An 18,695-nucleotide genomic window follows, 5' to 3' on the forward strand; every position below is an offset into this window, starting at 1 on the left:
GGCACCTCCTTTTGGCAGGTCCCGGGCGGAACCGGAACACGAATCCGGCCCGCCATTGGCAGCGCGACAACCTACCCGTTTCGTGTGCCGCGAACCCCCTGGGGAACGTGGCGGGGCCGCCGTCTCCCGGGCTACGGGCGACAATCAAACACCATCGAGGTGCACAGTGTCCAAAGTCTGCCAAGTTACCGGCAAGCGCACGATCTCCGGCAACAACGTCTCGCACTCCAACCGCAAGACCCGTCGCCGTTTCATGCCCAACCTCCACGAGCGCCGCTTCTGGGTCGCTTCGGAAAACCGTTGGGTCAAGCTCCGCGTTTCGGCTGCGGCCCTGCGCACCATCGACAAGAACGGCATCGATGCCATCCTGGCCGACCTGCGCAAGCAGGGCGAGAAGGTCTGAGGAGAACTGAATCATGGCTACCAAGCGCGACAAGATCCGCCTCATCTCTTCGGCCGGCACCGGCCACTTCTACACCACCGACAAGAACAAGAAGAACACGCCGGCGAAGATGGAGGTCAGCAAGTACGACCCCGTCGTCCGCAAGCACGTGATGTACAAGGAAGGCAAGATCAAGTGATGTGACGGCGCATTCGCGTTCATGCGAATGCCTGTGCCGGAACATCATCCCCGCGCAGGCGGGGATCCAGCTTTCGACAAGAAACCCGCCTCTCGGCGGGTTTCTTTTTGGTCGGTCGAATGGAACAAACGCCCGCAGCGATACAGGCTTTTTGTCTGTCGTCCCGAGCGAAGCAACGGGCCTGCTTTGCTTCGATCTGCTGCTCAGCATCGTTGTGAAAGCGCTCCGAATGTTTCGCACCGCTCGGCTGATGAAATCAAACCGCTCGTCGCTGATGTAAAAAATTTGTTGCGAAACGAAAAAAGCGCGCGTAAGGTGCGCCACCTTCGCCACTGCGGCGATCACGAGCCAATCGAATTCCCATGAAACTCGCCTTCGACATCGCAATCCAGACTGCCGCGCCCAAGCGCGATGCGGGCCTGCGCGCGTGCGAACGGCGCGATGCGCTCCTGCCCGCAAGCGGCAAGCGGCATTACTTCGGCAACACCCACATCGACTGATCCTTCTGCATCGCGGAGATCGGTCACCCCGATCTCCCGAGGCCACGCGAACGCCCTCGGGTTCCAGGACCCGGGGGCGTTTTGTTTTTGGCGTTCGCAAAAGGAAATCCACACGATCAAAACGCGATTGCATCGCGCTCCCGAAGCATCCGGACAGTGCTGGTCCGAGGCAGGGAAACCCGCGAAGGCGCAAGGATGCGCTGTGCCTGGATGCTTCGGCACGGGCGGCAAGCGGATGCGATCGCACACGGATTGGCGCTTTCGACGAGGCGCCAATGCGGAGCATCGACGAACGATCCACAGCGGTACGGGCTTGCATGCCCGTCCGGTGCGCGCGGCTCTGCCGTGGCGTATGCCGGGGGTCGGGAGACGGTGTCCCGCGAAGCGACGTTAGCTCAGTTGGGTAGAGCAGCAGCGAAAGCTGTCGGTCGCCGGTTCGACTCCGGCACGTCACCACTGGATAGCTCAGTCGGGTAGAGCATCGGTCCCATAAACCGAGTGTCGCGGGTTCGATTCCCGCTCCAACAAACGACCTGTCACGTCGTTGCACACGGGCGCAAGCCCGCACCAGGAAACGCCTCGTGCGTGTCCAGCATCGTTGCAGTGCATCGCAACGCCCATGGCCACGCAGCGGTGGTGTCGCCGGGCCGCCGCCCTCGACGCGCGCGGGCCTGCACGAATCGGACTCGCGATGGATTGCGATACCGAGGATTGCATCGCCCCTGCACGAAGAGCGCATGGGTTCCGCGGCATCGGCGTCAGGGGCGTTTCCACCTTTTCCGCTGTTTGTGGGAGGAGTGCTTCGATCGCAAACAGCAACCCCCTCCCAACCTCCCCCTTGCGCTACGCACAAAGGGGAGGAGCCAAACGCAAACGCGACACCCGATCCATCGCGCAACAATCGGATCGGACCACCAGAGCCAACAAGGAGAGTTCCCAATGTTCTGGACCAAGAGGGTCGTGATCGGCGACGGCGAGCGCGGCCTGGTGTATCGGAACCGTCAATTCGAGCGCGTGTTGTTCCCGGGCGTGTACCGCATGTTCGATCCGCTGAAGCGCGTCGAGGTGCGCACGTTCAACATCGCCGCGCCGGAGTACGCCGGCCACGACGTGGATGCGCTGATCGCGCGTCTCGGCGAGCGGTTGCACGAGACGTTCGTGCTCGCCGACATCGGTGCGGAGGACGTCGGCCTGGTGTCGAAGAACGGCAAGCTCGAGGACGTGCTGGCACCGGGGTCGCGCAGGCTGTACTGGCGTGGCCTGGTGAAGGTCGAGGTGGAGCGCGTGTCGCTGGCCGATGGCCTGGCCGTGCGCAGCGATGTCGCCAACCGCCTGCGCCAGCTCGGCACGCTGGGCAAGCTCGCGGTCGTCGCCGAGGTGCCAGCGGAGTCCGCGGGCCTGGTGTTCATCGACGGCAGGCTGGTGCAGGTGCTGGAGGCGGGCAGCCACGCGTTCTGGAATTTCCGCAAGAACGTGGCGGTCGACGTGATCGAGTTGCGCGTGCAGTCGCTGGAGGTCTCGGGCCAGGAATTGCTGACCCGCGACAAGGTCAGCCTGCGCGTCAACCTGGCCGCAAGCATCCGCGTCACCGACCCGGTGGCCGCGCGTACCAAGGTCGCGAAGTTCGGCGACTACGTGTACCGCGAGCTGCAGTTCGGCCTGCGCAAGGCGATCGCCGCCAAGACGCTGGACGAGTTGCTCGGCGACAAGGCATCGCTCGACGCCGACATCTTCGGCTACGTGCGCGGCCGCGTCGGCGAACTCGGCATCGAGGTGCTCGGCGTGGGCGTGAAGGACGTGATCCTGCCGGGCGAGATGAAGGACATCCTCAACGGCGTGGTGCAGGCAGAGAAGTTGGCGCAGGCCAACGTGATCCGTCGGCGCGAGGAGGCGAACGCGACGCGTTCCCTGCTCAACACCGCCAGGCTGATCGAGGAGAGCCCGGTGCTGATGCGCCTCAAGGAACTGGAGGCGCTGGAGAAGGTGACCGAGAAGATCGGCAACCTGACCGTGTTCGGCGGCCTGGACGGCGTCATGAAGCAGTTGGTGAGCCTGAAGTAGCAACCCCGCGTGGCGGACGGATCCGTCGCGCGGGACTTTTTCAAAGGAGCGAGATGATGCGCAAGGACATGTTCAAGGTGATCGTGGAGCGGCCGAGGCATGGCGGGAGCTATGACCGCGAACGATTCACGCCGATCGACGATGACAGCCCTGCGCGCGAGAGCCTGCGCTGGCGGCACCACGACCGGAAAGGGTTGAACGAGAACCTGCGTCCGCTGGAACGCTACCTGGAGAAACAGGTCGGCCGTCCGTGGGGCAAGGTGTACTCCGAAATCTGCGATGGCATCGATCGCCGCAGCACGGCGCAGGAACACATCCATCAGCATGTCGGCGATTTCGTCGCGGTGACGGTGGTGGTGATCGATGGTGAGCCGCATTCGCCGTCGCGCTGGGGCGCGCCGCAGTCGCTGGTCTCGGGCTGGGCACCGCGCTTCTACGTGGAGCCGCGCACCGGACTGTTGCAGATCAACAAATGGCGCGAGCGAATTCGACGCGAACGGAACCGCAAGCCACTTGGCGGCATCGACCATCGCCGCGAACTCGGTCCGTTCCTGCAGCTGCATCGGCTGGATGGACTCTGGTACGAGGTCGATTTGGCAGCGATTCCGGTGGGCGCGGACGGCAGCGGCGTATTCGATGTGGTAGCACGCCAACGTGTTGTAGCCGCGGAGCGGCTTGTCAGAAGCAAGCAGCCCGATGGCAGTCGGGTCACCCGTTGCGACAAGGCCTGGTACGGCAAGGGCGATGTGTATGCATGGCGGAAACGCCAGTTGGGCGCGCCGGAACTCCGGCACCACGGACTGGCCAACGACACGCACTGAACAAGACCATGGAAAGGACAACGGATGCCCATGACACGGGCATCGAAGGAAGAAGGACATGAGCAACCAATTCGAACTGCTGCACGCCGAGGGCAGCGCCACCCCGATCAAGGGCTGGGTGCGCGGCGTGCCGCTGGAACCGCAGGCGCACGAGCAGTTGCGCAACATCGCATCGATCCCGTTCGTGGGACCGTGGGTCGCGGTGATGCCGGACGTGCACCTGGGCAAGGGCGCGACCGTGGGTTCGGTGATCCCGACCCGCGGCGCGATCATCCCGGCTGCGGTCGGCGTGGACATCGGCTGCGGCATGGCCGCGGTGCGCACCACCCTGCGCGCCAGCGACTTGCCCGACGACCTCGGCCCGTTGCGCAACTCCATCGAGCGCAGCGTGCCGGTCGGGAACGGCCGCGGCGGCGAGCACTGGAAGTTGCCGGACAGCATCCAGACCCGCGTCGCCGAATCGGGACTGGTCGCGCGGCTGGACGCGATCAAGCAGAAGCACCGAAAGATCCGCACCGACAAGCTCGACCGGCAGATCGGCACACTCGGCGGCGGCAACCACTTCATCGAGCTCTGCCTCGACGAAAGCGATGCGGTGTGGGTGATGCTGCACAGCGGGTCGCGTGGCACCGGCAACCTGATCGGCAGCTACTTCATCGAGCGTGCGCGCGAGGAGCTGGGCAAGCGCGTGCTCGGTTTCCACGTGCCGGACAAGGACCTGGCCTTCTTCATGCAGGGCGAGCCGTTGTTCGACGACTACGTGGAAGCGGTGTCGTGGGCGCAGGACTACGCGCGCGAGAACCGCGAGGCGATGATGGCGCGGGTGCTGCACGAGATGCGCCATCGCCTGCCGAAGTTCCAGTTGGAGAAGATGGCGGTGAACTGCCACCACAACTACGTGCAGCAGGAGACGCACGCTGGCGTCGAATTGCTGGTGACGCGAAAGGGTGCGGTGAGCGCGCGTGCGGGCGAGCTCGGGATCATCCCGGGCAGCATGGGCGCGAAGAGCTTCATCGTGCGCGGCCTCGGCAACCCGGACAGCTTCCACAGCTGCAGCCATGGTGCCGGCCGGGTGATGAGCCGCACAAGGGCACGCCAGCAGATCACCCTGGCGCAGCATCGAGAGGCCACCGCCCACGTCGAGTGCCGCAAGGATGCCGGGGTGATCGACGAGTCGCCGGCCGCGTACAAGGACATCGACGCGGTGATGGCGGCGCAGTCCGACCTGGTCGAGATCGTGCACACGCTGCGGCAGGTGGTTTGTATTAAAGGCTGAAGCCACACCGGCCAGGGATGGCCGCGAAACCCGCCGCAAGGCGGGTTTCCTTTTTCCTTACACTCGACGCTCCGCAACCCAGGACACACTCACGCGATGATGCCCGGCTGGCTCCTGCTGCTGGTGGCGCTGGCCTACGTGGGCCTGCTGTTCACCGTGGCCTGGCTGGGCGAACGCCATCCGGGACTCGCGCAGGGGCCGCGCCTGCGGCCGGCGGTGTATGCGCTGGCGCTCGCGGTGTATTGCTCGTCGTGGACGTTCTACGGTGCGGTCGGCACCGCCGCGCGCACCGGCCTGGGCTTCCTGCCGATCTACCTGGGACCGATCCTGTTGCTGCTGTTCGGTTGGCGGCTGCTGGAGCGATTGGTGCTGGCCTCGGGCAAGCATCGCATCGTTTCCATCGCCGATTTCCTGTCGTCGCGCTACGGTCGTGCACGCGGCCTCGCTGCGGTGGTGGCGGTCCTCGCGGTGATCGCTGCGATCCCGTATTTCGCGCTGCAGTTCAAGGCCGTGGGCATGAGCGTGGGCGTGCTCAGCGGGCGACCGCTCGCTGCCCAGTGGTACGCCGATCCGGCGCTGTACGTGGCGCTGATGCTGGCGGTGTTCGCGATCCTGTTCGGCACGCGCCGCATCGATGCCACCGAACATCATCGCGGCATGGTCCTGGCGATCGCGCTGGAGTCGCTGGTCAAGCTGGTGGCGTTCGTGGCGATCGGCGTGTTCGCGCTGTGGTACCTGCCCGGTGAGGGCAGCATCGCAGCGCGGGTGATGGGCAGCGCGCAAGCGTTCGCAAGCCCGCAACTGCCAGCGGGTTTCCTGGCGCAAACGCTGCTCGCATTCACCGCGATCATCTGCCTGCCGCGGCAATTCCACGTCGCGGTGGTCGAATGCCAGGATCCGGCCGACCTGCGACCGGCGCGCTGGATGTTCATCGGCTACCTCGCGTTGATCAGCGTGCTGGTGTTGCCGATCGCATTGGCGGGACAGGCGATGCCCGGTGCGGACCCGATGGCAGCCGACAGTTACGTGCTCGCATTGCCGCTCGCGCATGGCCACGAATGGTTGGCGCTGGCCGCCTACATCGGCGGCTTGTCGGCGGCCACCGGCATGGTGATCGTGGCCAGCGTGGCGCTGTCGACGATGGTCAGCAACGACCTCGTCGTGCCGCTGCTGCTGCGTCGCGGCTTCCTGCATCACGGCACCGATATCGAACAGCGGGTGCTGCTGATCCGCCGCATCGCGATCATCGTGCTCGCACTGCTGGCATTCGCGTATCACCGCCACGCACTCGGCCAGCAGGTGCTTGCGCAACACGGCCTGCTCGCTTTCGCCGCGGTCGTGCAATTCGCGCCGGCACTGATCGGCGGCCTGTACTGGCGCGGTGCCAGCCGCGCGGGCGCGTACGCCGGCGTGCTCACCGGCGCGGTGTTGTGGGTCTGGTGCCTGCTGCTGCCGGCGTTGCTGCAGACGGAGGGACCGCCACCCGCGTGGATGCTGGAAGGCCCGCTCGGCCAGCGCTGGTTGCGGCCGGAATCGCTGTTCGGATTGAGCGGCTGGGATCCGCTGACGCATGGCGTGTTCTGGTCGCTGCTCGGCAACGTCGCGGCGTTCGTGTTCATGTCGATGCGGCATCGGCCGCTACTGCAGGATCAGCTTGCCGCCGCCGATTATCTCGATCCATACGCACACCGACCGATGCTGGCGCCCGGCGGCTGGGCCGGCAAGGTGCGCAGCAGCGAACTGCTCACGCTGGCCGAACGCATCCTCGGCGAACAGCACGCGCGCCGTGCGTTCCAGGACTACACCTCGCAACAGCAACATCCCTGGGATCCGCAGCAACCTGCCGACCGCGCACTCGTGCAATTCAGCGAGCGCCTGTTGGCCTCGGCGCTCGGCGCCGCCTCGGCGCGCAGCGCATTGACCTCGGTGCTGCGCGGCTCCGGCATGGAGCTCGGCGAAGTGGTCAGCCTGCTCGACGAAACCAGCCACGCGCTGCGCTTCAACCGCGAGATCCTCACCACCACGCTGGAGAACATCCCGCATGGCGTCAGCGTGGTGGATAGCGACATGCGACTGGTCGCGTGGAATGGCCGTTACCAGCAGTTGTTCGATTATCCGGACGGCATGCTCTACGTCGGCCGCCCGGTCGCGGACCTGCTGCGCTGGAATGCCGAACGCGGCGAGATGGGCGCGGGCGACATCGATGCGCACGTCGATCGTCGCCTGGAGCATCTGCGTGCGGGCCTGCCGCATGTGTTCGAGCGCGTTCGCGCGAATGGCCAGGTGATCGAACTGTTGGGTCGCGCCCTGCCCGGCGGCGGCTACGTCACCAGCTACAGCGACATCACCGACTACAAGCGCGTCGAGCGCGAACTGCGCGAGATCAACGAGACGCTGGAGCAACGCGTCGAACTGCGCACCCGCGAGGCCGAGGCCGCGCAGCAGAGCAAGACGCGCTTCCTGGCCGCGATCAGCCATGACGTGCTGCAGCCGCTGCATGCGGCGCGCCTGTTCACTTCGGCGATGCACGAAGGCGGCGACGCGGAGGAACAAGCGCGGCTGGCCTCGCGCGTGGATGCGTCGCTGCGCGCCGCCGAGGAATTGCTGGACGGCTTGCTGGATGTGTCGCGGCTCGATGCCGGCGTGCTGCAGCCGCAATGGACGGACTTCGACGCCGCCGAACTGCTGCGCGAACTGCAGGCGCAATACGCGCCCACCGCTGCGCAACGCGGGCTGGCGTTGCGCATCCACGCACCCGATGTCATGCCGGTGCGCAGCGATCGCCGCCTGCTGCGACGTGCGTTGCAGAACTTCATCGGCAACGCGCTGCGCTACGCACAAAGCGGCGGCGTGCTGCTGGCGGCACGGCGGCGCGGCGATGGCATTTCTCTGGAAGTCTGGGACACCGGCCCCGGCATCCCCGCCAATCACCTGGAACAGATCTTCGAGGAGTTCCATCGCTACGACCAACCCGGAGAGCGCGGCGAACGCGGCCTGGGCCTGGGCCTGTCGATCTGCCAGCGCATCTCCGCCGTGCTGGACCATCCGTTGCACGTGCGCTCCACCGTGGGCCGCGGCAGCGTGTTCGGCATCCGCGTGCCGCGTGCCAGCGCACCGCTGCGACACGACACCTCACCGCGCGCGTCGATGGAAACGCACGACGCCGCCCTGCACGGCCTGCGCGTGCTGTGCGTGGACAACGATCCGGAAATCCTGGCGGGCATGCGCGCGCTGCTCGGTCGCTGGGGCGTGGAGGTCACCTGCGCGTCGACAGTCGACGATGCGCTGTTGCTCACCAGCGAGCGCCCCGACGTGCTGCTGGTCGATTACCACCTTCACGACCGCCTCGACGGACTCGACACGCTGGATGCGTTGCGTGCCGCCTGCGGCGAGGTGCGCGGTGCGTTGCTCACCGCGGATGGCAGCGATGCGCTCAAGCGCAACGCGCGCTTGCGTGGTTATCGCGTACTGACGAAGCCGATCAAGCCGGCGTCGCTGCGGGCGTTTTTGGCGTCGGTGCGGACCTGAAAGAGCGCCCTCCAAAACCACCCCAGATTTGTTAACGATTTGTGATTGCCCTATAGTCGGCCGGTCATGACCGATTCAGGTCAGGCATTGGGGCGTCTTGATTTTCACTTTTCTTAATGGGGACTCATCGCAATGGCTTCCAAATATTTCGCCAAAGGCTTGAAGCGGAGCGCGCTTACCGTCGCGCTCGGCATGTGCTTCGCCGGCGGCATCCATGCGCAAAGCACATCAGGTGCCATCTACGGCAAGGCCGAAGCCGGCCAGACCGTCACCATCGTCAGTGACACGGGCCTGACCCGCACCGTCACCGCGGACGCGAACGGCCGATACAGCGCGCCGTCCCTGCCCGCCGGTCGCTACAAGGTGACCGCCGGCAGCGACGCCCGCGACGTCACGGTATTGGTGTCATCAGGTGCCCAAGTCGACTTCGGCGACGCTACGACGACCTTGGGCACCGTGACCGTGAACGCCAGCCAGATCGCAACCATCGACGTCTCCCAGACGGATAGCCGGACGGTATTCACCGCCGAGCAACTCCAGGAACTCGCCGTTGCCCGCGATATCAATGCCGTGGCGCTGCTGGCACCGGGCGTGATCAATTCCACCGCCTACAACAGCCGCTCCTCCAGCGTCGGCAGTTTCGGTGGCGCGGCCGCCTCCGAGAACGCCTACTACATCAACGGCTTCCCGGTCACCAACCCGCTCACCAACATCGGTTCGACGACGCTGGGCTTCGACTCCATCGCGCAGCAACAGGTCCTGCTGGGTGGCTACGGCGCCGAGTTCGGCCGCAGCACGGGTGGCGTGATCAGCATCATCACCAAGCGCGGCACCAACGAGTGGAAGGGCGGCGTGTACGCCATCTACACCCCGGCGTCCCTGCGCAGCGACTACAAGGACATCTATTACCCGGAAACGGGTTTCTGGAACGCCACGACCCACTACAACACCACGGCCGGCAATAATCCGGCCAACTGGACTGACGGCAAGCTGTACGACCTCAACCGTTTCAACAAGTCCGGTACGCAGGTCTACGGTTTTTACGTGGGTGGCCCGATCATCAAGGATCGACTGTTCATCTATGCCAATGCCGAACAGAGCCAGACCGACCAGGAAATTTCCCGCTATTCGGCCAACCTGACGGGCAAGACCGCCGCGGGCGCTCCGGCACTCGCTGCGACGAGCCGTGCCCAAGCGTGGGGTGTCACCAAGTTCACCGATCCGCGCTGGACGGTGAAACTGGACTGGAACATCAATGACGACCACATCATCGAGCTGACCGGGATCCAGGACAACGGCAAGGTCGATTCCGAGTACTACGGTTACAACTACGAGACCAACGAGCGCGACAATGTCTTGTTCAACACCAACAAGACGGAATCGAACACACGCCTGTACATCGGCAGGTACACCGGCTACCTGACCGACAACCTGAGCGTTTCTGCCATGTTCGGCCAGCAGAAGATCGACACCTTGGCCAATCCGCTCGAGGGCTACGACTCAAGCAAGACCTACGTCAGCATCTCGCCAACGGTGGTGCCCACGGCGTTTGCGGGCATCAGCAACCCGCAGAAATTCGGACCGACGTACAACTACGACGGTTTGGACGAAACCAAGGCACGCCGTTTCGACATCAACTACACCATTGGTGACCACGAATTGCGTGCGGGCTACGACTACTTCGAGGCTTACTCCTACCGTGGCGACAACGTGGTCGGCCCGACCGGCTACTACTGGTCCTACGGCCTTGCCAGCAACCCGAACGCCGCGCTTGATGCCAGCCACTATGTCGGCTCGCCCGCTTCGGGTGGCGGCCTGGGCGCCAATGGCTACTACGTGACCAAGAACTATTCCGAGCATGGCGGTGGCACGACCGTGAAGCAGAAGGCCATGTTCATCGAAGACCGCTGGCACATCACCGAGAACTTCCTGTTGAGCCTGGGCCTGCGCAACGACGGATTCACGAATTACAACGGCAATGGCGAAGCCTATGTGGAGCAGAAGAACAACTGGGCGCCGCGCATCGGTTTCAGCTGGGACGTGAACGGCGATTCCACGTTCAAGGTCTTCGGCAACATGGGCCGGTACCACTTGGCCCTGCCGAACAACGTGTCGGTGCGTGGTTCCAACCCCTCGTTGAGTTCCGCGCAATACTTCACGTACACCGGCATCGCGGCCGACGGCACGCCGACCGGCCTGACCGCGATTCCGTATACCAACCCGAACAGCGTCTACACCTGCGACAACGGTGGCATGTCCTCGAACGTGGAATGCGGTTACGACAAGGATCCGCGCACGATCGCCCAGATCGACCTGAAGCCGCACTATCAGGACGAGTTCCTGATCGGCATGGAGCGCAACGAGACCGACGCGTTCTCGTGGGGCGTCAAGGCCACGTACCGCGACCTGAAGAGCGCCATCGACGATATCTGCCCCAGCGAATGCTTCATCTTCAACGCGGGCGCCAACGTGGCAACCTTCTGGGAAGACGACGGCACCGGCAACCTGGTCCAGGTGACGCACGACTTCTCCGTCGACTTCGGTACCGCGTTCCCGGCGCTGAAGCGCAAATACGTCGCATTGGACATGTACGCCCAGTACCGCAAGGGCAAGTTCTTCGGCAAGGTGGACTACACCCTGTCGCACAACTGGGGCAACGCGGAAGGCCAGTTGAACTCCTCCGTGGACACGGGCGCTGGCGGCCAGGGCGACGTCTCCGTCACCCAGGACTGGGACTTGCCGGAACTGATGTTCGGCGTGAACGGCTCACTGCCGAACAACCGCACGCACCAGATCAAGATGATCGGCACGTACCGCTTCACCGACGAATGGCGCATGGGTGGTTCGGCCATCGTGCAGAGCGGACGTCCGCGTAGCTGCTACAGCTACTGGCCGTACGCGAAGCCGGGCTTGTACAACAACGCCTACTACAGCTACTGCGGCGTGCCGGGTGCACAGACGGCGGTCAACAATCCGAACGTGACTCCGAACCCGGAGTACGTGTTCTCGCCGCGCGGCAGCCTGGGTGAAACACCGTGGACCGCAACGTTCAACGTCAACGTGGCCTACACGCCGAAATGGCTGGATGGCCTGACCCTGTCGATGGACGTGCTGAACCTGTTCAACACCCAGACCGCAACCGGCTATTACGAGCGTTCGGCCAGCAGCCGCACGACCGTCAATCCGCGCTTCGGCCAGGAGCTGTACTACTCCGCACCGCGCAGCTTCCGCTTCAGCGCTCGCTACGATTTCTGATCCGCTGATCCGCGCTTCGTGATGCAAGAAGACCGGCCCCGCGAGGGGCCGGTTTTTTTGCGAACGAGATATCAGCGAAGGAATCGCGGCAAGGCCGATGTCGATAAGCCAATCCGGCATGCGCGGGCTGCTCGGCCGCTGGGGCGTGCAGGGCAGTTGCGCCCTGATGGCCCATTACGTTTTCCCAACATCTTAGATAATTGATGCACCGTAGATGTAAGGTCGAAAGCATCTGCCTCCAAAGGATTTTCCGAACACGCGCGATTGCCCTCAATCGCCCTCCGGCGCCACCACCTTGTCCGGATCCACCGCCAGCTTGCCGGCGAGCAACACGGCCTGGGTGCGGTTGTTGGCGCCGAGCTTGCGCAGGATGGCGCTCATGTGCGCCTTGATGGTCGCTTCCGACACGCCGAGTTCGTAGCCGATCTGCTTGTTGAGCAGGCCGGTGCCGAGCATCTGCAGCACGCGGAACTGTTGCGGGGTGAGTTCGCGTACCCGCGCGGCGATGGCGCGTTCGTCGTCGGCGATGGGCGCCGCGTTGAGCGCCGCGTCGGGCACCCAACGTTCGCCGTCGAGCACCTGCTGCAACGCGGTGGCCAGCGTCGCGGCATCGGAAGATTTCGGGATGAAGCCCATCGCACCGTGGTCCAGCGCGCGACGCATCACCTCGGGTTCCTCGCGCGCGGAGACCATCGCCACCGGCAGTTGCGGATGCGCGGCGCGCAGGTGCACCAGCGCGGAGAAGCCCTGCGTGCCGGGCATGTTGAGGTCGAGTAGCAGCAGGTCGGCATCCGGTTCGGCATCGACCATCGCGTATAGCGCGTCGGCGTTCTCCGCCTCGCGGATCTGCGCGCCAGGCAGCAGGCGCAACGCCACGCCGCGCAGTGCCTCGCGGAACAGCGGGTGGTCGTCGGCGATGAGGATGGTGGTCATGGCGCGCGGGTCAGCCGCCCTTGCGGTTCCTGACCAGGGAGTCGACCACCGACGGATCCGCCAGCGTGCTGGTGTCGCCCAGTTGGTCCGGCGCGTCCTCGGCGATCTTGCGCAGGATGCGGCGCATGATCTTTCCGCTTCGCGTCTTCGGCAGGCCCGGCGCCCATTGCAGGTGGTCGGGCGAGGCGATCGGCCCGATCTCCTTGCGCACCCACGCCACCAGTTCCTTGCGCAGTTCTTCCGATTCGGTTTCGCCGGCCAGCAGGGTCACGTAGGCGTAGATGCCCTGGCCCTTGATGTCGTGCGGGAAGCCGACCACCGCTGCTTCCGCGACCCTGGGGTGCGAGACCAGCGCGCTCTCCACTTCCGCGGTGCCGATGCGGTGGCCGCTGACGTTGATCACGTCGTCGACGCGGCCGGTGATCCAGTAGTAACCGTCTTCGTCGCGGCGGCAACCGTCGCCGGTGAAGTACATGCCGGGATAGGTCTTGAAGTAGGTGTCGATGAAACGCTGGTGGTCGCCGTAGACGCTGCGCATCTGCCCGGGCCAGGAATCCAGCAGGACCAGGTTGCCTTCGGTCGCGCCGTCGAGGATGCCGCCGTTCGCATCGACCAGTGCAGGTATCACGCCGGGCAGCGGCTTGGTCGCGGAACCGGGCTTGAGGTCGATGGCGCCGGGCAGCGGCGAGATGAGGATGCCGCCGGTCTCGGTCTGCCACCAGGTATCGACCACCGGGCAGCGGCTGTCGCCGACGGTCTCGTAATACCAGCGCCATGCTTCCGGATTGATCGGTTCGCCGACGCTGCCGAGCAGGCGCAGCGACGCGCGCGAGGTGCGCTTCACCGGCGCGTCGCCTTCGCGCATCAGCGCGCGGATCGCGGTCGGCGCGGTGTAGAAGATCGTGACCTGGTGCTTGTCGATGACCTCCCAGAAGCGCGACACGTTCGGATAGTTCGGCACGCCCTCGAACATCACTTCGGTCGCGCCGTTCGCCAGCGGCCCATAGACGATGTAGCTGTGGCCGGTGACCCAACCCACGTCCGCGGTGCACCAGTAGACATCGCCCGGCCGCAGGTCGAACACCAGTTCATGCGTGTACGCGGCCCACAACAAGTAGCCGCCGGTGGTGTGCAGTACACCCTTCGGCTTGCCGGTGCTGCCGGAGGTGTAGAGGATGAACAGCGGATCTTCCGCGTTCATGCGTTCGGGCTCGCAGGTGTCGGGCTGGCCATCGACCACCGCATCGAACCAGCGGTCGCGCGGCATCTGCATGTCCACCGCGCCGCCGGTGTGGCGCACGACCAAAACGGTTTCAACGGTATTGGTGCCGGGCAGCTTCAACGCTTCATCGACATTCGCCTTCAGCGGGATCTTCTTGCCGCCGCGCAGGCCGTCATCGGCGGTGATTATCAATTTCGTTCCGCAGTCCTGCACGCGGTCGGCGATCGATTGCGGGGCGAAGCCGCCGAACACCACGGAATGCACCGCGCCGATGCGCGCGCAGGCGAGCATGGCGACGGCCGCGTCGGGGATCATCGGCAAATAGATCGTGACGCGGTCGCCCTTCTGCACGCCGAGGTTGCGCAGCGCGTTGGCCAGCTTGCAGGTGCGCGCATGCAGTTCGCGATAGGTGATGCGTTGCGACGGTGCGTCGGGGCTGTCCGGTTCGAAGATCAGCGCGACCTGGTCGCCGCGCGATGCCAGATGGCGATCCAGGCAATTGACGCTTGCGTTGAGCTCGCCATCGGCGAACCAGCGGATGTGGAAATCCTTGAGGTCGTAGCTGACGTCCTTGATCTGCGTCGGCGCGCGATACCAGTCGAGGCGCTTGGCGGCATCGCGCCAGAAGCTTTCGGGATCGGCGGCCGCATCGGCGCACATGCGCGCGTAGGCATCGCTGCCGATGGCGGCACCGAACGCGGGGTCCACCGGATATACATCGCCCATGTCGTCACTCCGTTGCATGTCTCGCGCGGCCTGTGCCGCCCTGCGTGCAAGTGTGCCGCATCCCTCCTGCTGCATTGCCGCAGGCGGCTTAGACGATGGTCGTAAGCGGGCCCGTTTGCGACCAAAGGCGAATGGTCGCGCCACCATGTGCACGCGCACCCTCCAGCTTCCGTGGACATCCACGGATGCCCTGGGAGGGGATCACGATGGCAACGAACGCACCGCGCAAACGGTTGGCGCTGGCGATGACGCTGGCCCTGCTGGCGCCCGGCATGGCGATGGCGCAGACCGCGAAAGAGAAAGAACTGGAAGCGCGCATCGCGCAACTGGAAGCGCAGGTGCAGGCACTGATCGGCGCGCAGCAACAGCAACAGGCCAGCATCGTCGATACCAAGGCGCTGTTGGACCAGGTCAAGGTCGCGCAGGCCGCGCCCGCTGCGGATCCGGCCAAGTCGATCCAGGGCACGCCCATTCTCACCGCCGGCAATCCGAATGGCCGCTTCAGCTTTGGTGGCTTCATCAAGGTCGATGCGATGGCGACCGACACCAACGCCGGCGAGATCGCCGACGGCAGCGCCGGGCGCATGTTCTACCTGCCCAGCGCGATCCCGGTCGGCGGTGCCGACGAATCGCACGTCGACACCGACACCCATGCGCAGTTCTCGCGCTTCTGGTTCGCCGCCGATGGCGAGATGCAGGGCCACAAGACCCGCGCCTACCTGGAGTTCGACCTGTTCGGCGGCGGCAGCAACCAGATCGGCAACGAGGCCGCGACCAACACCCACGCGCTCGCCCTGCGCCAGGCCTACGTGACCTGGGACAAGTGGCTGGCCGGCCAGGCCTGGTCGAACTTCCAGGACACCGCGGCGTTGCCGGATGCGGTGGACTTCGTCGGCCCGACCGAAGGCACCACCTTCGTGCGGCAGACACAGTTGCGCTACACCAGCGGCGCGTTCTCGGTGTCGCTGGAGAACCCGCAGACCGTGGTCACCGCGTACCGCAGCACCACCCGCAGCAACAGCGACGACGGGGTGATGCCGGACGTCACCGCGCGCTGGACCAGGAAGGGCGAGTGGGGCCACTTCAGCGTCGCCGGCCTGGCGCGCCAGCTGCGTTACGAAACCGCCACCACCAGCGCCGACGGCAGCGGCTTCGGCGTGAGCGTGTCGGGCAAATACAACATCGGCAAGAACGACGACATCCGCTACATGCTCACCGGCGGCCAGGGCATCGGCCGCTATGTCGGCTTCGCGCTGGGTGCGGATGGCGCGCTGGATGCGACCGGCTCCGACATCGAAGGCACCGGCGTGCTGGCCGGCTTCGTCGCGTGGCGACACGTGTTCGACCCGAAGCTGCGCGGCAACCTGATGTTCTCCCGCGCGCAGCTGGACAACGACACCGACTGGACCGGTTTTGGGGTCACCAGGTCCGCGCAATCGGTGCACGCCAACCTGATCTACAGTCCGTTCCCGAAACTCGACATCGGCGCGGAACTGATCTGGGGCAATCGCGAGGTGGAGAGCGGCGCCGATGGCGACCTGCGCCGCCTGCACACCTCCGTCAAGTACAGCTTCTAAGGGGAATCACATGAGTTCCACGACCGCGCAACCTGCACCCGCGGGCGACCTGACCAAGGGCCACAAGAAGGTCATCTTCGCCTCCAGCCTCGGCACCGTGTTCGAGTGGTACGACTTCTATCTCTACGGCTCGCTGGCGGTGATCATCGCCAAGCAGTTCTTCAGCGGCGTCAACGAAACCACCGGCATGATCTTCGCGCTGCTGGCCTTCGCCGCGGGCTTCTTCGTGCGGCCGTTCGGCGCGGCGTTCTTCGGCAGCCTGGGCGACCGCATCGGCCGCAAGTACACCTTCCTGGTCACCATCCTGATCATGGGCATCTCGACCTTCCTGGTCGGCGTGTTGCCCAACTACGCGAGCATCGGCATCGCCGCGCCGGTGATCCTGATCGTGCTGCGACTGGCCCAGGGCCTGGCGATGGGCGGCGAGTACGGCGGCGCGGCGACCTACGTGGCCGAACACGCACCGCCTGGCAAGCGCGGGTTGTACACCGCCTTCATCCAGACCACGGCGACGCTGGGCCTGTTCCTGTCGCTGGCGGTGATCCTGGCCTGCCGGTTGACCCTGGGCACGGAAGCGTTCGAGGACTGGGGCTGGCGCATCCCGTTCCTGGGCTCGATCGTGCTGCTCGGCGTGTCGGTGTGGATCCGCCTGCAACTGGCGGAGTCGCCGTTGTTCCAGCAGATGAAGGCCGAGGGCAAGGGCTCGAAGCAGCCGTTCCGCGATTCGCTCAAGGGCGGCAACCTGAAGCTGATGCTGCTGGTGCTGTTCGGCGCCACCGCGGGCCAGGCGGTGGTCTGGTACGGCGGCCAGTTCTACGCGCTGTTCTTCCTGCAGAGCATGATCAAGGTCGACCCGACCGTGTCCTACCTGCTGATCGCCGGCGCGCTGCTGCTGGCCACGCCGTTCTTCCTGTTCTTCGGCTGGCTGTCGGACAAGATCGGCCGCAAGAAGATCATCATGGCCGGCTGCCTGCTGGCGGCGATCACCTACTTCCCGATCTTCAAGGGCATCACCCACTACGCCAATCCGGCGATCGAGGAAGCGCGCACGTCGTCGCCGGCGGTGGTCATCGCCGATCCCGCGACCTGCAGCTTCCAGTTCGATCCGGTCGGCATCCGCAAGTTCACCAGCTCCTGCGACATGGCTACCGCCGCACTGACCAAGGCCGGCGTGCCGCATGACATCCAGCCGGGCCCGGCAGGTGCGCTGGCGCAGGTGCAGGTGGGCGGCAACACGGTGGTGTCGTACGAAGCCGCCGGCCTGGGCAAGGACGAAGTGAAGGCGAAGGCGGGCGAGTTCGGCGCTGCGTTGAAGGCGGCGCTGACCAGCGCCGGCTATCCGGAAAAGGCGGACACCGCGCGCATCAACATCCCGATGACGCTGTTCCTGCTGTGGGTGCTGGTGATCTACGTGACCATGGTCTACGGCCCGATCGCCGCGTTCCTGGTCGAGCTGTTCCCGACCCGCATCCGCTACACCTCGATGTCGCTGCCGTACCACATCGGCAACGGCTGGTTCGGTGGCTTCCTGCCGGCGATCTCGTTCGCGCTGGTCGCGGGTACCGGCAACCTCTACTACGGCCTGTGGTATCCGATCGGCATCGCGTTGATGACACTGGTCATCGGCACCCTGTTCCTGCGCGAAACCAGGAACGTGGACATCACCCAGTAACCACGCCCTCCCCCGTGGTTCGCAGGCGCCGGCAACCCGGCGCCTGTTTTTTTGTGCGGCTGCCGCGTCGCCGAATGACCTCCTGCACATGACCTCGCCGAGGGGCGCAACGACGACTGGGGCGTTGGGCGATGCTGGTGCTGGACGATTGCCGGATCATGGTGGATGAATCGATCAATCCGCCGCCCGACGCGGCGCGGACCTCGGTGGTCTACCTCTGCCTCGATGACATCTTCGCGTATCACCGCGAGGTGCGCAGGCGCGGGATCCATGCACCTTCGATTTCGCATACCTCCTGCGGCCAGCCACGGGCATCGTCCATCCATCGGTCCGTGCTCATGCCTTGCTCCTGACTCCGAACGCACGGCCAGCGGTCTCGTGGCTGTTGAGCGTCACGTCCACACGACCTTCCGAAGTTCCCTCGCGTCTCCCTCGGACCAGTGGACGGGCTCGACCGCGTCGTCCTTCGCATGGATCAGCAAGGTCTGCGCTATGCGCGTGGAAATGACGATGTCGGCATTCAGCTCCCGGTCCGCCGTTGCC

The 18,695-nt window shown here is 65.2% G+C and carries 13 protein-coding genes and 2 tRNA genes; 13 read left to right on the forward strand and 2 right to left on the reverse strand.

Translation table 11 applies throughout. From position 1 onward, the window contains the following. Positions 1 to 166: 166 nt before the first annotated feature. The 10 genes from rpmB to H9L16_RS04610 all read left to right on the forward strand — a co-directional run bounded on the left by rpmB (position 167) and on the right by H9L16_RS04610 (position 12,022). Positions 167 to 403, forward strand: a complete 237-nt coding sequence (gene rpmB, locus H9L16_RS04565) for a 50S ribosomal protein L28 (protein ID WP_187553380.1) — start codon at positions 167 to 169, stop codon at positions 401 to 403. Between the two features lie 10 nt (positions 404 to 413). Beyond that, on the forward strand, positions 414 to 581 hold the full coding sequence (rpmG, locus tag H9L16_RS04570) for a 50S ribosomal protein L33 (protein ID WP_187554053.1): 168 nt from the start codon (positions 414 to 416) through the stop codon (positions 579 to 581). A 362-nt stretch (positions 582 to 943) separates the two neighbouring features. Next, positions 944 to 1,081: a hypothetical protein gene (locus H9L16_RS04575; RefSeq protein ID WP_187553381.1), complete on the forward strand. Its 138-nt coding sequence runs from the start codon at positions 944 to 946 to the stop codon at positions 1,079 to 1,081. A 386-nt stretch (positions 1,082 to 1,467) separates the two neighbouring features. Beyond that, positions 1,468 to 1,537: transfer RNA gene (locus tag H9L16_RS04580), tRNA-OTHER, on the forward strand. A gap of 1 nt (position 1,538) precedes the next feature. Further along, positions 1,539 to 1,606 (forward strand) — tRNA-Met (locus H9L16_RS04585). A gap of 414 nt (positions 1,607 to 2,020) precedes the next feature. Then, positions 2,021 to 3,142, forward strand: coding sequence for a slipin family protein (locus H9L16_RS04590; RefSeq protein ID WP_187553382.1), 1,122 nt, complete (start codon positions 2,021 to 2,023; stop codon positions 3,140 to 3,142). A 56-nt stretch (positions 3,143 to 3,198) separates the two neighbouring features. Further along, positions 3,199 to 3,963: a hypothetical protein gene (locus tag H9L16_RS04595; RefSeq protein WP_187553383.1), complete on the forward strand. Its 765-nt coding sequence runs from the start codon at positions 3,199 to 3,201 to the stop codon at positions 3,961 to 3,963. A 58-nt stretch (positions 3,964 to 4,021) separates the two neighbouring features. Next, positions 4,022 to 5,239: an RtcB family protein gene (locus H9L16_RS04600; RefSeq protein ID WP_187553384.1), complete on the forward strand. Its 1,218-nt coding sequence runs from the start codon at positions 4,022 to 4,024 to the stop codon at positions 5,237 to 5,239. Between the two features lie 96 nt (positions 5,240 to 5,335). Next, positions 5,336 to 8,767, forward strand: a complete 3,432-nt coding sequence (locus H9L16_RS04605; RefSeq protein WP_187553385.1) for a hybrid sensor histidine kinase/response regulator — start codon at positions 5,336 to 5,338, stop codon at positions 8,765 to 8,767. Between the two features lie 132 nt (positions 8,768 to 8,899). Then, positions 8,900 to 12,022, forward strand: coding sequence for a TonB-dependent receptor (locus H9L16_RS04610; protein ID WP_187553386.1), 3,123 nt, complete (start codon positions 8,900 to 8,902; stop codon positions 12,020 to 12,022). Positions 12,023 to 12,292: 270 nt separating this feature from the next. Here H9L16_RS04610 and H9L16_RS04615 read toward each other — a convergent pair whose 3' ends face one another. Together H9L16_RS04615 and acs are read right to left on the reverse strand one after the other, a co-directional pair. Continuing rightward, positions 12,293 to 12,955 carry a response regulator transcription factor gene (locus H9L16_RS04615; protein ID WP_187553387.1) on the reverse strand — a complete coding sequence of 221 codons (663 nt, stop codon included), beginning with the start codon at positions 12,953 to 12,955 and terminating at the stop codon, positions 12,293 to 12,295. A gap of 10 nt (positions 12,956 to 12,965) precedes the next feature. Next, the gene (gene acs, locus H9L16_RS04620) at positions 12,966 to 14,903 is read right to left on the reverse strand and encodes an acetate--CoA ligase (protein WP_187553388.1); all 1,938 of its coding nucleotides are present in this window, start codon (positions 14,901 to 14,903) and stop codon (positions 12,966 to 12,968) included. A 206-nt stretch (positions 14,904 to 15,109) separates the two neighbouring features. On the opposite strand from acs, the gene H9L16_RS04625 reads away from it, so the two are divergent. From H9L16_RS04625 to H9L16_RS04635, 3 genes are all read left to right on the forward strand, one after another. Continuing rightward, on the forward strand, positions 15,110 to 16,480 hold the full coding sequence (locus H9L16_RS04625; RefSeq protein ID WP_187553389.1) for a DcaP family trimeric outer membrane transporter: 1,371 nt from the start codon (positions 15,110 to 15,112) through the stop codon (positions 16,478 to 16,480). A gap of 10 nt (positions 16,481 to 16,490) precedes the next feature. Next, entirely contained in the window at positions 16,491 to 18,152 is a 1,662-nt protein-coding gene (locus tag H9L16_RS04630) for an MFS transporter (protein ID WP_187553390.1), read from the forward strand. Positions 18,153 to 18,283: 131 nt separating this feature from the next. Beyond that, on the forward strand, positions 18,284 to 18,505 hold the full coding sequence (locus tag H9L16_RS04635) for a hypothetical protein (protein ID WP_187553391.1): 222 nt from the start codon (positions 18,284 to 18,286) through the stop codon (positions 18,503 to 18,505). The last annotated feature ends 190 nt before the right edge of the window (positions 18,506 to 18,695 follow it).

It is taken from the genome of Thermomonas carbonis (genome assembly GCF_014396975.1).
Taxonomy (GTDB): domain Bacteria; phylum Pseudomonadota; class Gammaproteobacteria; order Xanthomonadales; family Xanthomonadaceae; genus Thermomonas; species Thermomonas carbonis.